This is a genomic window from Mesorhizobium sp. WSM4850 (assembly GCF_055811735.1).
In genome coordinates this window covers 56932-69599 of record NZ_JBVVPV010000013.1, presented here as the reverse complement: position 1 = coordinate 69599, position 12668 = coordinate 56932, and the positions used below count along the sequence as shown (strand labels likewise).

The following is a 12668-nucleotide window of genomic DNA, read 5'->3' as shown; positions in this document are numbered from 1 at the left end:
ATCCTGCATCCCCTTATTTGGGCGGATGCCGGACAGCATTTCAAGCTTTCGTTGCGGTTTTGCGACTGCGGCGGTTCAGCGCGCCAAGTCCGGGTTCATGCTTTTTCGGGGATCAGCGGTCTAGCGCGGCGATACCGGCTTCCTGACGGTCTTCAACAGCGCACGCTGGATGGTCTCGTTGCCGGCGACGATCGAGCCGCCATCCAGCATGTTCTGCCCGCCGGCGAAGTCGGAGATGAAGCCGCCCGCCTCGCGGATCAGCAGGATGCCGGCGGCGACGTCCCAGGCCGACAGGCCGGTTTCCCAGAACCCGTCCATGCGGCCGGCAGCGACGTAGGCGAGATCGAGCGAGGCGGAGCCGAGGCGGCGCACGCCCGAAACTTCGGCCATCACGTTGCGCAGCTCGATCAGGAAATTGCCATGTTGGCCGCGGCCGAGATGCGGCACGCCGCAGCCGATCACCGTGTCGATCAGCTTGGTGCGGCCGGCAACCCGCAGCCGGCGGTCGTTCATGAATGCGCCGCCACCGCGCTCGGCGGTGTAGAGTTCGTCCATCGCCGGATTGTAGACGACACCGGCGACGATCTGGCCCTGGCGCTCCAGCGCGATCGAGATGGCGAAGAGCGGAATGCCGTGCAGGAAATTGGTGGTGCCGTCGAGCGGGTCGACGATCCAGCGGTGCTGGCTGTCATCGCCTTCGATCAGGCCGCGCTCCTCCATCAGGAAGGCATAGCCCGGCCGCGCCTTCGACAGCTCGGTGAAGAGGATTTCTTCTGCCTTGCGGTCGGCCTGGCTGACATAGTCGCCCGGCCCCTTCATCGAGACCTGCAGGTTCTGCACTTCGCCGAAATCCCGCGACAGCGAGCGGCCGGCCTTCATAGCGGCCTGGATCATGACATTGAGGATCGCGGAACGCGCCATTGCTCTTCTTCCTGCCGCTGCGCCTATTTGCCTTGAGGCATGATCTTATCCAAAAAGTCTGCAACGTTTTGGGATGATGCTATTTGCTTTGAGACATGATCTTGTCCAAAAAAGTCTGCAACTCTTTGGGATCATGCCTTAGTCGGCGCGGCGCACATAAGTGATTTCGTTGGTGTCGACGATGATACGCTCGCCCGAGCCGATGAAAGGCGGCACTAGCACGCGAATGCCGTTTTCCAACATCGCCGGCTTATAGGACGAGGCGGCGGTCTGGCCCTTCACCACCGGGTCGGCCTCGGTGATCGTCAGCGTCACCTGGTCGGGCAGCGAAATGCCGATCGGCCTTTCGTCATAGAGCTGGACCGTCACCATCATGCCGTCCTGCAGGAAGGCAGCGCGATCGCCGACGAAATCCTTTTGCAATTCAAGCTGCTCGTAGCTTTCGGTGTCCATGAACACCAGCGCTTCGCCCTGTTCGTAGAGGAAGGAGAAATCCTTCATCTCCAGTCGGATCTGCTCGACTGTCTCGGCCGAGCGGAAACGCTCATTGAGCTTGGTGCCGTTGATCAGGTTCTTCAGCTCGACCTGGTTGTAGGCGCCACCCTTGCCGGGCTTGACGGCGTTGGTTCTGACCGCCACCCACAGGCCGCCATCATGCTCGATGACATTGCCGGGACGGATTTCGTTGCCATTGATCTTGGCCATGATGATGTGATCCGGAATGAGATTTCGCGACGAAAGCGATTTGGCGCCTCCAAGACCACAAATCGCCAGGAGAGGCAAGCGATTGGGCACGAGGGGGAGTGGGCAAGAGGGGGGAGCGAGCAAGGGGTGGCATGAGAGGAGTGGGGGGCGGAGCCATTCCCTCGTCAGCATCCGCTGCCCGATATTCACTGTCCGCGACGCTTTACGGCAGGCGGTTGGCCTTCTGCAGCAACTGCTTGGTCTGGTCGTCGGTCAGGCCCTGCAGAAAATCGTCCATCTCCGGATCGATCAGCCCGGCGCGCCGTGCGACGACGTACCAGGCGCCGGCAAGGATCGGATCCGGATCGGTGCCGATGCCGCCCATGTAAAGCTTGGCGAGGCGGTTCTGGGCGGCGACATTGCCGCCCTCGGCGGCCTGTTTCATCCAGCCGAAGCCGGACTTCAGGTCGCGGGCGCCACCGCGTCCCTCGATCATCCAGGCAGCGAGATCGATCTGCGCCGTATCGTAGTTCTGCCTTGCTGCCTGCGCCAGCAGGCCGCGCGCCTGGGCATCGTCGCGCAGCTTGCCGCCGACGCCATTGGCATAGACCTGCGCCAACGCATATTGCGCGTCGGCAAGGCCGGTCGCGGCGGCGCGCTGATAATAGGACACGGCCTTTGCGATGCCGGCATCGCCGGGGTCCTGCCGCACCAGCAGCTGCGCGAAATTGAACTGCGCCAGACGGTTGCCGGCCTCGGCGGCGGCCTGCATCAGCGCGTAAGCCCCTTTCTCGTCCTTCTTGACGTAGCGGCCGTCGAGCAGCATCAGCGCATATTGGAACTGCGATTCCGGTATCCCCTGCTCGGCGGCAAGCGCGTACCACTTGGCCGCCTCCGCCGCGTCGACCGGCACGCCAAGGCCGCGCGACAATATCTCGGCGATCAACGTCTGCGCCGCCGGATCGCCGTTCTGGGCGCGAACCAGAGCGAGGTTGTAGGCCGTCTTGTAAAGGCCGCGCTGGAAGGCGCCATAGGCAGAATCCGACGGCTTTGCACCGAAGCGGTCGGGATTAATGGCGTCGGCCGACGGCAGCGGCGCCGTGGTGGCGGGCTGCGGCAGCGGCGTGGCGATCGGCTTGTCCGTGCTTGCAGCGGTGTCGGGCTTCGGTTGCGGCAATGGGACGGTTTCCGCCACGGCGACCTGCACCGTGAGCTGCGCAAGCAAAGCACCGAAAAGGATTGTCGGCGCGGGCACGTCAGTCCTGGAAACGCGGCGCGGTTTCGTCGAGCAGCGCGTTGGCGCTGGCGACTGCCATCTTTTGGTCGATGCCCTCGGCAAAGACGGCGCTGGACAGCGCCACGAATTCGGCGCCGGTGGCAGCCACCGCTTCCACCGAAGTGATGTCGGACCCGGCCATGACGATGCAAGGGATCTGGATCACATCCGCCCACCATTGCCCCAGCGACAGGTTGCGTGGGTGCGGCTCCGGCTTGTTGTCGTAGCCGAAGCGGCCGAAGAAGATGTAGTCGGGCCTGAGTTCGCCGAGTTCCAGCGCATCGTCGCGGGTCTTGGCGCCGCCGGTGCCGACCATCATTTTTGCCTGGAAACGCTCGATCGTCTCGGCGAGTTCGGCCTTGCCGGCCTCGACATGAAGGCCATCGGCCTGGACGCGGCCGGCGATGCGGGTGTCGCCGGCAATGATGACAGCGATGCCTGCCGCTTGCGCCGCCGGCACGATCTGTTCGGCGAAGGCCTGGAAGGAGGCTTCGTCCATGTCGTTTTCGGGCAGGATCAGCGAGGCGACGTCGCCGCCCTCGAACGCCGCGCCGATGTGCTCAGCTGGCACGCCGGGCGGCGCGATCAGCACGATGCGGCAGCGATTTGGAGGCGTTGCGTCGTTCATTGGTTTTTGACCCCGGTTTTCGCCTATGCCGGGCGAAGATGGTTGCATTGCGGCATAGAGCAAAGTGCCGGCCTTGAACAGGCGGGCGGCCAGGACCGTTGGCGCATGATTGTCGCACGGCGACGTTGTTGCCTCACTTGATTGCCTGGGTGCTCTCGGCTGGGGTCTTCGATTTCCACAGCGTCCAGCCAAGATTCATGCCGGCGGCGGCGACCAGGATGGCGGCGCCGCCGACCATCTGGGCCGGATGCAGGCTGTGGCCGAAGGCGACGACATCGACCAGGATCGCGACCACAGGGTAGATGAAGGACAGCGACCCCTGCAGATAGGTTGGCAGTTTCTGAATGGCGCCGTACATCAGGATGTACATCAGGCCCGTATGGACGACGCCAAGCGTCGCCAGCATGCTCCAGCTCCACACGTCGGCGGGAAGGTGGGAAAGGTTGGCGAAGGGTGCCAGGATGACGACGCCGACGCAGACCTGGATGAGGGCGATCAGGTGCGGCGACGTGCCTTTGAGCTTCTTGGTGACGATGGCGGCGACGGCCCAGAAGAAAGCCGCACCCAGCGCCATCGCGATGCCGATAAAATAATCCGTGCCGACATTACCTGTATTGGGGCCTGCATCGGAGCCGGCATCAGGCGAGCCTTGCACGATCAGCAGCATGCCGGCGAAGGCGATGCCAAGCCAGGCCAGCTTTGTCAGGGTCAGCCGCTCTGAGAAGAAGAGCGCGCCAAAGCCGACCAGCATGAAGGGCTGCGTGTTGTAAACAGCCGTGGCGATCGAGATCGAGGCGCGGGAAAACGAGCTGAACAGCAGCAGCCAGTTGATGACGATGGCCGCGCCGCCAAGGGCCGCAATCGCCACGATGCGCAGTGACAGCGTGCCGCGCAGCAGCCCCAGGGCAGCGCAGATGATCAGCAGCGTTATAGCGCCGAAGGCGCAGCGCCAGAAGACGACGTCCATGATGGGCTCGCCCGACATGACGACGAACCATCCGATCGTGCCGAGGATCACCATTGCGGCCGTCATTTCGACCGTGCCACGCATCGTGCTGTCCATGAATATTGCCTCTCGAAACGCTGATGGTTGATAATCCCATGCCACATCAGCGCTTTCAATAATTTGAGCCGGGTGATATGCCCGTTACACCTAATTAAATAAGGTTAAGACGGCCTTTTCCTTGGGAATGTAAAATGCTGGACGATCTGGACCGACGCCTTCTCGAAAGCCTGATCAAGGATTCGCGAACCTCATTGAAGGAACTGGCCCAGCAGGTAGGACTGTCATCGCCGAGTGTCGCGGAACGCCTGCGTCGGCTGGAGGATCGTGGCGTTATCAGGGCCTTCACCGTCGAAATCGATCCCCAAGCGCTCGGCTACACCTTGCAGGCGATCGTTCGCATCCGGCCCTTGCCGGGCAAGCTGCATATTGTCCAGAAGCTGATCGAGGAGATTCCGGAGTTTGGCGAATGCGACAAGGTGACGGGCGACGACTGCTTTGTTGCCCGGCTGTTCGTGCGCTCGATCGGCGACCTCGACAAGCTTCTCGACCGTATCGCCGACAAGGCCGAAACGAGCACAGCCATCATCAAGGGGCAGCCGATCCGCAGGCGCCCGCCGCCACTCGGCGCAACTGCCTCCTGAAAACCGTGACAGGCCTCAGCACGAACGACCACAGCGTCGTGTGCGCATTTGCTGTCGCGGCGCGAAAGTTTATCGGCTATTCCAGCGTCTACACGCTTTCCCTCCAACTGCTCCCCGACGATGTCAGGCTTGCTATTCGATCCATGGTTCTATGCCGCTGCCGTTCCAGCCGTCATCCTGGTTGGTCTGTCCAAGGGCGGCTTTGGCGGCGCGGTCGGTTTCGTCGGCGTGCCGCTGATGGCGCTGGCCATGCCGCCGGTGCAGGCAGCCGCCATCCTGCTGCCCATACTGTGCCTGATGGACGTCGTCTCGGTGTGGACATGGTGGGGGGTCTACGACCGCAAGATGCTTGCGGACATGATGCCGGGGGCAGTGATCGGCATCGGCCTCGGCTGGCTGACCGCGGCGCTGGTGACAGCGGAAATGGTGCGGCTGATCGTCGGCGCCGTGGCGATTATCTTCGTGCTTCGCTGGGTCTATCTACAGGTGCGGCACGGTGCGCGCCACTCGGCCGAGCCCAACCGCGCGGCTGCCGCACTCTGGGGGACGGTCGCCGGCTTCACCAGCTTCGTCGCCCATGTCGGCGGCCCGCCCTTTCAGGTCTATGCGCTGCCGATCCGGCTCGATCCGAAAGTGCTGTCGGGCACCGCCGCAATCTTCTTTGCCGCCACCAACGCGTTGAAGCTCATCCCCTATTTTGCGCTCGGACAGTTCGACACCACCAACCTGACCGCATCGGCGGTTCTGGTACCGCTGGCGCCGCTCTCGACCATCGCCGGCGCCTGGCTGGTGCGGCGGATGCGACCGGAGCTGTTCTACCCCTTCACCTATGCGACCGTAGCGGTCGTCGCGGTCAAGCTCCTGTGGGACGGGACCGCCGGCCTTTTCTAGATTGCCAGCCGGTTGGAAGCCGCCGGCAGCCGAGCCGTCAGCAGCGTTGTTTCGGAACGATGTTGCGCGGGAGACGGCTTTGTTCGGCGTCCTGTGAGACACGGCCGGAAGGGAACCGCTCGAGGATTGCGCAAGCGCGTCCCGCCGTTTTCGGCTATTGTGGCAGCGCCGGGGAAGGGTCGGGCGCGATGCGACATCGTCCAGAAACATTGCCGATGCTAATGCGCCGATGCCGGGGACCCGGTGGCGGGGCGACCGCCTGATCTCAACCCATTCCCATGACGGGAAAAGGCAAATCGGGGCACACAATGCAAAAGGTAGCACGAAACTTCTTCACGCTGGCCGTTGTCTACGCACTGGTCGGAATGGCGCTCGGCCTGCAGATGGCGATCAGCAAAGATCATGCGCAGATGCCAACCCACGCCCACATCATGGTGGCCGGATGGCTGATGTCGGCGGTGTTCGCCTTCTTCTACCATCTGTTTCCGGCAGTCGCGGAAAAGACGCTTGCCACCGTGCATTTCTGGTTGACGGCAATCAGTGGCACCGGCCTATTGATCGGCCTTTACATCATGCTTGCCGGCAACCCGGCGATCGAGCCGCTGGTGGCAACATCCTCGATGGGCTTTTACGCGGGGCTGCTGCTGTTCGCCTATATCGCGCTGCCGGTGGCGTGGAAGGCAGAGCGGCATGCTGAGACGCAAAAGGCCTGAGTCCAAAGGTCTAGGCCCCAAAAAGCCTGGAGTTGTTGTGCTGTTACGGCACAGCGGGCGACGCTTGTTCAAAAAATATCCACGCTGTTAAGGCTTCATTAAGCTTTACGGGCGTTTACTATGCGCATCCAGTGATCTGGATTCTTACCGAGTGGTTGGAGCCACTTTGTTTGACGCCTCCCTGTTAAACTCCTGAGAGCCGCCTTATCCGCGGCTCTTTTTTTTCGGCGATCCGGATTGCCGGTCGCCCGTGCCGCTGCGCCGCCGTTAACCGTTTGTTAAACATGTGCTTGCCTTCACCGGCGGCGAAGCGCATTTTCAAGCCTCGGTCATATAGGGTGCAGGCGTGACGGCGATGACGCCGATTCGGCCGGCTGTAAGGCAAGTGCAGGGCGTATCGATGAACGATCCTTCGATGGGAAGCGCGAAAACCATCAAGCTGGCGGAGCGCCGGGTTTTCTCCCAATCCTTCAAGCCGCTCTACCAGGAAGGCATGGGCCTGGTCGAGCAGGCGGCCGAATATCTGGACGGCAAGGGCCGGGCCGAGGCGAAGAAACTGTCCAGGCTGGCGGCGACGCTCTATGCGGCCGAGTCGATGCGACTGACCACGAGGCTGATGCAGGTCGCCTCATGGCTGCTTCTGCAGCGCGCCGCGAATTCCGGCGAGATGACTCGCGATCAGGTTGCTTCCGAAAAATCCAAGGTGCGTCTCGATACCGCTTCCGCCAACAACGATGCCGCAGGCTGGGTCGAGCTGCCCAAGGATTTTCTTGACCTCATCGACCGCTCGCTGCGCCTGCAGGCGCTGGTGCGTCGCATGGACGAGGAAATCTACGGCGGCGCCGTGGCCGAGGCCGCTCCATCCGGCCGCCGCATCAATCCGGTTTCCGATCAGATCACGCTGCTCAACACGGCTTTCGCCCGCGGCTGAGAGACTGCTCGATAATTCTCCGCTAAACGCCAGGAGCGTCCTTTTGTGGGCCAATCCTCAAATCGTGTTTGGGCCGAAATGGGGCCGCAAGCCGCCGGGCTGGTTTCGAGCATAATTGCGCAAACGCGCCATTTACGCGCTCACTAGTCCCCATACTGCCCAGTGGCAGCCTAGACAGGCACTAGATCTTGCATTGCCCGGTAGGATAGCCAAACCTTGTGCCCGAGTAGCGCGACCGGTCATCCGTTGAAGGCAAGATCAATAACGAAGTCCGGATAGACTCGTCGCAGGATGCGATCGACGCGATCAAAGCATTGCCGAGGCGACGAGCACGGGTAGAATTGACGCGGACAGCATCGAACATCTGCGGCGCTGTTTCAAACCTCTGGTCCAGCCCGCATAAGGGGGTGCAATGACCGAGCATCGAATCTATTCCATGAGCTTTGCCAGCGTCTATCCGCACTATGTCGCCAAAGCGGAAAAGAAAGGACGCACCAAAGCCGAGGTTGATGAGATCATCCGCTGGCTGACGGGCTACACCCAGAAGCGGCTGGACGCCCAGCTGGGGAAGAAAACCAGCCTGAAGGATTTCTTTGATCAGGCGCCTCAACTGAATCCTTCTCGGAATTTGATCACGGGGGTGATCTGTGGTGTCCGGGTGGAAGACATCGAAGACCCGCTGATGAAGGAAACCCGCTACCTCGACAAGCTGATCGATGAGCTTGCCAGGGGCAAGGCGATGGAGAAGATCTTGCGGAAATGACGCGATCGCACGATCGCATCGACCGCGATCCGTTTCAGATCGGATACCTGAAGAACGCCGTTGGCGAGGGTAGCGACGGCATCGACAATGATGGACACAGCGAATTCGACATCGACACAGGGCGGCTTCGGCCGGCCCGTTTGATGGCAACGGATGACGTTCAGGGCTCTGTAGCACGGCGGCGACGAGCCCGACACGATGTCGCAGGCGAATCCACGCGACGGGCACCAAGGGCCGTCCCGACTCTATGTTCCCTTCACGATCCTCGGCTTAATTGGTCGGCGGGATTGAGCCGCACTCTCAAGGCCCAAGGCCAGCCGCTTCTCGTCTTCGATGGCGCGATCGACTGCCTCGATTTCCTCTTGGAGCTCCTTTAGCTTGGCTCCGTAGCTGGAGCCGTCGCTGTCCCCGATCTGAAAGCCGCTTGCCCGCATTGCGTCGCGGGTATGGTGCACGTTACGGACTCCTTCGCGTCGAGTCGCGACCAGGATTTCCCTGAACTCTTCAAGACGTTCAACGTGATTGCGAGGCATTGCGTTCTCCTATTTCGTCGTCATCGGCGCTGACGGCGATTCAGCACGGTTACAGCTTACGGCCCAGAAGGTTTAGGCGACTCTAAGAGATACGCTCGACAAAACATGAATGCGAAAGCTCAAATTTGACCGTCTTGCAGTAAAGTGGAGCGCGGGAAATTGGCTTGGGACCCGACCGATCACCGACAGGTGCCAAACTCTTCGGCCGAGCGCGTCTGCTGCTCGGCGCTAGCTGGTTCTGCCCTCTTCCTGCACCCAGCCCTGACCGCTCGTGATGATAAGCATCTGGCCTGCCGGGCCAGACTGTCCGCGCGGCGGCCAGTGGATACGGCATCGCCTACGTCCCGGAGAACATCGTCGAGCAGCACATCGCACGTGGCAAGCTGGTTCAGCTTCTGGACGATTGGTCGCCGTTTTTTGAAGGCTATTTCCTCTACTATCCGAGCCGTCGTCAAAATCTTCCCGCGTTCAAAGTCATCGTCGATGCGCTACGACATCGGAATTGAAGCGAGGGGATCTAAACCGCGCGATTGGCTCACGCCCTATTAGGACGCAGCAGAACCTGTTTCTGGTTTGTTCACATTTCGCTGGCATCGCTGTCCGCCACGGGTAGACTTGGCGGATGGGGGAAACGATTCGCATCATCGGCATCGATCCGGGGCTGAGGCGCACCGGCTGGGGCATCGTCGAAAGCCTCGGCAACTCGCTGCGCTTCGTCGCCTCCGGCACCGTGCGTTCAGACGACAAGGCGGCGCTGGCGACACGGCTTTGCCAGTTGCATGACGGGCTTGCCGAGATCCTGCACGCCGCCATGCCGCACGAGGCGGCGGTCGAGCAGACATTCGTCAACAAGGATGCGGCCGCGACCCTGAAGCTCGGCCAGGCGCGCGGCATCGCCATGCTGGTGCCGGCGCTGGCCGGCCTGGTCGTTGCCGAATATGCGCCCAACGCCGTCAAGAAGGCGGTGATCGGCGTCGGCCATGGCGACAAGAAGCAGATCCACATGATGGTCAAGGTGCTGATGCCGAAGGCGACGTTCGACACCGACGATGCCGCCGACGCGCTGGCCATTGCCATCTGCCACGCGCATCATCGGCAGAGTGTTGTCTACAGGTTGGCGGCGCTGGCATGAAGGACCACACATGATCGGCAAGCTAAAAGGCACGCTGGACGAGATCGACGAGGATTTCTGCATCATCGATGTGCACGGCGTCGGCTATGTCGCCCACTGCTCGGCGCGCACGCTGGCCGCCTTGCCGGCCCCCGGCGAGGCGGTGGTGCTGTTCATCGAGACCTATGTCCGCGAAGACATGTTGAGGCTGTACGGTTTCCAGTCGGTTCTGGAGCGCCAATGGTTCCGGCTGCTGATGAGCAATGTGCAGGGCGTCGGCGCCAAGGTGGCGCTGGCTATTCTCTCGACGCTGGCGCCGGCCGATCTCGCCAATGCCATCGCGCTGCGTGATATTGCCATGGTCAGCCGCGCGCCCGGCGTCGGCAAGAAGGTGGCCGAGCGCATCGTCACCGAACTGAAGAACAAGGCGCCGGCCTTTGCAGGCGCTGCGTCCGGCACCATCGGCCTGAAGCAGGAGCTTGGCGAAGGCGTCGCGCCGGCGCCGATCACCGACGCCGTCTCGGCGCTGGTCAATCTCGGCTATTCGCGCGATACCGCCGCCAATGCGGTGGCGGCGGCGCTGAAAAGCGCCGGTGAGGACGCGGATGCGTCGAAGCTGATCCGCTTCGGGCTGAAGGAACTGGCGCGGTGAAATGGTTGCTGGAAAAATAAAATTCCGACTACTATGTAATTGGTAAGAATTTTCTCCAGGAGTAAGAATATGGGTGCGTATGCCAGTCTGACCTCCAAGGGGCAGCTCACGATTCCGAAGGACGTCCGGGACGCCTTGTCACTCAAGACAGGCGATACGATTGCCTGGACGGTCATGGATGGTGTTCTGATCGGAACGCCGCGCAATCTCGGATTTGCCGACCTCGCCGGATTCTTGGGAGATCCGCCTGGCGGTCCTGCTACGCTGGAGGAGATCGACGCCGCAGTGCGGGATGCGGTCGGCCGGCATGTTGTCGGAGATCGGTCAAACGACGGACAAGAGGGTGCCGCTTGACGTCGATCGGGATCGATACAAACGTTTTGCTTCGCATGGTTCTTAACGACGATCCGGAGCAGCGGGCGAAGGCGCTTGCGTTCGGCGGCGGCCTCAGTGCGGAAATGCCCGGTTTCGTAAGCTTGATCGTGCTGGTCGAATTCAGCTGGTCGTTGGCTTCGCGCTACAGGCAGCCAAAGGAACAGGTGTTGGCCGCGATCCAGCGGCTGCTCAAGATCAAGACGCTGGAGTTCGAAGATTTCGATGCTATCGTCATCGCGCTCGAGCGATCGAATTCGGTGCAGGTCGACTTTGCCGACGCGTTGATTTCCGAGCACAATCGGAAATTGGGTTGCTCGCACACAGTCACTTTCGATCAGCGTGCTGCCAAGGCCATTCCCGGCATGGAACTGCTCGCATGAGCGACACATACCATTTGAGGGTTTCTCCCATCATTCGATGTTCCTTCGAGGTGCCCGCATGAGCCTTTCGCCACGCCTCATTGCTCCCGACAAGCGCGGCGAGGACGCCGAGCAGACCTTGCGTCCGCAGACGCTCGGCGATTTTGTCGGCCAGGCGGCGGTGCGGGCCAATCTCAAAGTGTTCATCGAGGCCGCCAAGGGGCGCAGCGAGGCGCTCGACCATGTGCTGTTCGTCGGCCCGCCCGGCCTCGGCAAGACGACGCTGGCGCAGATCATGGCACGTGAGCTCGGCGTCAATTTCCGCTCGACCTCCGGCCCGGTCATCGCCAAGGCCGGCGATCTCGCAGCACTGCTCACCAATCTCGAAGACCGCGACGTGCTGTTCATCGACGAGATCCACCGGCTCAACCCGGCGGTCGAGGAAATCCTTTATCCGGCGATGGAGGATTTCCAGCTCGACCTGATCATCGGCGAAGGGCCGGCGGCGCGCTCGGTCAAGATCGATCTTGCCCGCTTCACCCTGGTCGCCGCCACCACCCGGCTCGGCCTATTGACCAATCCGCTGCGCGACCGTTTCGGCATTCCGGTCCGCCTCAATTTCTACTCGGTCGAGGAACTGGAACAGATCGTGCGGCGCGGCGCCCGCATTCTTGCCATGCCGCTCGGCGACGATGGCGCGCTGGAGATCGCGCGGCGCGCGCGCGGCACGCCGCGCATCGCCGGCCGGCTGTTACGCCGCGTGCGTGATTTTGCCTCCGTCGCCGGCGACGGTCACGTCGACCGCCAGATCGCCGACGAGGCGCTGACGCGGCTCGAGGTCGATGCGCTCGGCCTCGACGCGCTCGACCGCCGCTATCTCTCGATGATCGCGCGGAATTTTGGCGGCGGGCCGGTCGGCATCGAGACCATCGCGGCAGGGCTTTCCGAGCCGCGCGACGCCATCGAGGACATCATCGAGCCCTATCTGATCCAGCAGGGTTTTATTCAGCGCACACCGCGCGGCCGCGTGCTGACCGCCAATGCCTGGCGGCATCTCGGCCTCGATGCGCCGAAGGACCTTGCGCAGCAGCAGATCAGCCTGTTCCAGGAAGAGTAGCCGCGCGGCCTTGCGGCTCCATTCCTGCGCAAAATCTCCTAATCCTGGTCAGCTTGCCGGCGCATTT

At 62.1% G+C, this 12668-nt stretch carries 16 protein-coding genes and 1 pseudogene; 11 read left to right on the top strand and 6 right to left on the bottom strand.

Going from position 1 to position 12668, the window contains the following annotated elements; genetic code table 11:
- Window positions 1-120: 120 nt before the first annotated feature.
- The 5 genes from AC0L2Z_RS15175 to AC0L2Z_RS15155 form a co-directional block, all read right to left on the bottom strand.
- The gene (locus AC0L2Z_RS15175) at window positions 121-921 is read right to left on the bottom strand and encodes an inositol monophosphatase family protein (RefSeq protein ID WP_473628560.1); all 801 of its coding nucleotides are present in this window, start codon (window positions 919-921) and stop codon (window positions 121-123) included.
- Between the two features lie 138 nt (window positions 922-1059).
- Window positions 1060-1626 (bottom strand): elongation factor P, encoded by a 567-nt coding sequence (gene efp / locus AC0L2Z_RS15170; protein ID WP_023800001.1) that lies wholly within the window; start codon window positions 1624-1626, stop codon window positions 1060-1062.
- A gap of 202 nt (window positions 1627-1828) precedes the next feature.
- The gene (locus AC0L2Z_RS15165) at window positions 1829-2800 is read right to left on the bottom strand and encodes a tetratricopeptide repeat protein (RefSeq protein ID WP_473512278.1); all 972 of its coding nucleotides are present in this window, start codon (window positions 2798-2800) and stop codon (window positions 1829-1831) included.
- 61 nt (window positions 2801-2861) lie between these two features.
- Complete coding sequence (locus AC0L2Z_RS15160; protein ID WP_473628558.1) at window positions 2862-3509, bottom strand: thiamine phosphate synthase; 648 nt, start codon at window positions 3507-3509, stop codon at window positions 2862-2864.
- A gap of 133 nt (window positions 3510-3642) precedes the next feature.
- The gene (locus tag AC0L2Z_RS15155; protein WP_473628557.1) at window positions 3643-4572 is read right to left on the bottom strand and encodes a DMT family transporter; all 930 of its coding nucleotides are present in this window, start codon (window positions 4570-4572) and stop codon (window positions 3643-3645) included.
- Window positions 4573-4706: 134 nt separating this feature from the next.
- Between AC0L2Z_RS15155 and AC0L2Z_RS15150 the strand changes: the two genes are divergently transcribed.
- From AC0L2Z_RS15150 to AC0L2Z_RS15130, 5 genes are all read left to right on the top strand, one after another.
- Window positions 4707-5156 (top strand): Lrp/AsnC family transcriptional regulator, encoded by a 450-nt coding sequence (locus tag AC0L2Z_RS15150; protein ID WP_473628556.1) that lies wholly within the window; start codon window positions 4707-4709, stop codon window positions 5154-5156.
- 120 nt (window positions 5157-5276) lie between these two features.
- Entirely contained in the window at window positions 5277-6047 is a 771-nt protein-coding gene (locus tag AC0L2Z_RS15145) for a sulfite exporter TauE/SafE family protein (protein ID WP_473628554.1), read from the top strand.
- Window positions 6048-6355: 308 nt separating this feature from the next.
- On the top strand, window positions 6356-6760 hold the full coding sequence (locus AC0L2Z_RS15140) for a hypothetical protein (protein WP_473628553.1): 405 nt from the start codon (window positions 6356-6358) through the stop codon (window positions 6758-6760).
- Between the two features lie 400 nt (window positions 6761-7160).
- Window positions 7161-7691 carry a protease adaptor protein RcdA gene (rcdA, locus tag AC0L2Z_RS15135; RefSeq protein ID WP_091593429.1) on the top strand — a complete coding sequence of 177 codons (531 nt, stop codon included), beginning with the start codon at window positions 7161-7163 and terminating at the stop codon, window positions 7689-7691.
- 412 nt (window positions 7692-8103) lie between these two features.
- Window positions 8104-8454 carry a DUF2200 domain-containing protein gene (locus AC0L2Z_RS15130; RefSeq protein ID WP_473628552.1) on the top strand — a complete coding sequence of 117 codons (351 nt, stop codon included), beginning with the start codon at window positions 8104-8106 and terminating at the stop codon, window positions 8452-8454.
- A 245-nt stretch (window positions 8455-8699) separates the two neighbouring features.
- Here AC0L2Z_RS15130 and AC0L2Z_RS15125 read toward each other — a convergent pair whose 3' ends face one another.
- Window positions 8700-8987 (bottom strand): hypothetical protein, encoded by a 288-nt coding sequence (locus AC0L2Z_RS15125; protein WP_473628550.1) that lies wholly within the window; start codon window positions 8985-8987, stop codon window positions 8700-8702.
- 305 nt (window positions 8988-9292) lie between these two features.
- Between AC0L2Z_RS15125 and AC0L2Z_RS15120 the strand changes: the two are divergent.
- The 6 genes and pseudogenes from AC0L2Z_RS15120 to ruvB form a co-directional block, all read left to right on the top strand.
- A pseudogene (locus AC0L2Z_RS15120) lies at window positions 9293-9493 on the top strand (LysR substrate-binding domain-containing protein); the annotation flags it as partial.
- Window positions 9494-9609: 116 nt separating this feature from the next.
- Window positions 9610-10119: a crossover junction endodeoxyribonuclease RuvC gene (gene ruvC, locus AC0L2Z_RS15115; RefSeq protein WP_287319837.1), complete on the top strand. Its 510-nt coding sequence runs from the start codon at window positions 9610-9612 to the stop codon at window positions 10117-10119.
- A gap of 10 nt (window positions 10120-10129) precedes the next feature.
- Window positions 10130-10750: a Holliday junction branch migration protein RuvA gene (gene ruvA / locus AC0L2Z_RS15110; RefSeq protein ID WP_473628548.1), complete on the top strand. Its 621-nt coding sequence runs from the start codon at window positions 10130-10132 to the stop codon at window positions 10748-10750.
- A gap of 69 nt (window positions 10751-10819) precedes the next feature.
- The gene (locus tag AC0L2Z_RS15105) at window positions 10820-11104 is read left to right on the top strand and encodes an AbrB/MazE/SpoVT family DNA-binding domain-containing protein (RefSeq protein ID WP_473628547.1); all 285 of its coding nucleotides are present in this window, start codon (window positions 10820-10822) and stop codon (window positions 11102-11104) included.
- Window positions 11101-11505, top strand: a complete 405-nt coding sequence (locus AC0L2Z_RS15100) for a PIN domain-containing protein (protein ID WP_473628545.1) — start codon at window positions 11101-11103, stop codon at window positions 11503-11505. The genes AC0L2Z_RS15105 and AC0L2Z_RS15100 overlap by 4 nt, the downstream gene beginning before the upstream one ends.
- A gap of 58 nt (window positions 11506-11563) precedes the next feature.
- Window positions 11564-12601 carry a Holliday junction branch migration DNA helicase RuvB gene (gene ruvB / locus AC0L2Z_RS15095; RefSeq protein WP_027152903.1) on the top strand — a complete coding sequence of 346 codons (1038 nt, stop codon included), beginning with the start codon at window positions 11564-11566 and terminating at the stop codon, window positions 12599-12601.
- Window positions 12602-12668 lie beyond the last annotated feature (67 nt).

Bases quoted from the DNA above. Each gene is read 5' to 3' on its own strand.
- AC0L2Z_RS15130 (WP_473628552.1), top strand. From the start codon at position 8,104: ATGACCGAGCATCGAATCTATTCCATGAGCTTTGCCAGCGTCTATCCG.
- AC0L2Z_RS15105 (WP_473628547.1), top strand. From the start codon at position 10,820: ATGGGTGCGTATGCCAGTCTGACCTCCAAGGGGCAGCTCACGATTCCG.
- ruvC (WP_287319837.1), top strand. From the start codon at position 9,610: ATGGGGGAAACGATTCGCATCATCGGCATCGATCCGGGGCTGAGGCGC.
- AC0L2Z_RS15160 (WP_473628558.1), bottom strand. From the start codon at position 3,509: ATGAACGACGCAACGCCTCCAAATCGCTGCCGCATCGTGCTGATCGCG.
- AC0L2Z_RS15140 (WP_473628553.1), top strand. From the start codon at position 6,356: ATGCAAAAGGTAGCACGAAACTTCTTCACGCTGGCCGTTGTCTACGCA.
- ruvB (WP_027152903.1), top strand. From the start codon at position 11,564: ATGAGCCTTTCGCCACGCCTCATTGCTCCCGACAAGCGCGGCGAGGAC.
- AC0L2Z_RS15145 (WP_473628554.1), top strand. From the start codon at position 5,277: ATGTCAGGCTTGCTATTCGATCCATGGTTCTATGCCGCTGCCGTTCCA.
- efp (WP_023800001.1), bottom strand. From the start codon at position 1,626: ATGGCCAAGATCAATGGCAACGAAATCCGTCCCGGCAATGTCATCGAG.
- rcdA (WP_091593429.1), top strand. From the start codon at position 7,161: ATGAACGATCCTTCGATGGGAAGCGCGAAAACCATCAAGCTGGCGGAG.
- AC0L2Z_RS15155 (WP_473628557.1), bottom strand. From the start codon at position 4,572: ATGGACAGCACGATGCGTGGCACGGTCGAAATGACGGCCGCAATGGTG.
- AC0L2Z_RS15150 (WP_473628556.1), top strand. From the start codon at position 4,707: ATGCTGGACGATCTGGACCGACGCCTTCTCGAAAGCCTGATCAAGGAT.
- AC0L2Z_RS15175 (WP_473628560.1), bottom strand. From the start codon at position 921: ATGGCGCGTTCCGCGATCCTCAATGTCATGATCCAGGCCGCTATGAAG.
- ruvA (WP_473628548.1), top strand. From the start codon at position 10,130: ATGATCGGCAAGCTAAAAGGCACGCTGGACGAGATCGACGAGGATTTC.
- AC0L2Z_RS15125 (WP_473628550.1), bottom strand. From the start codon at position 8,987: ATGCCTCGCAATCACGTTGAACGTCTTGAAGAGTTCAGGGAAATCCTG.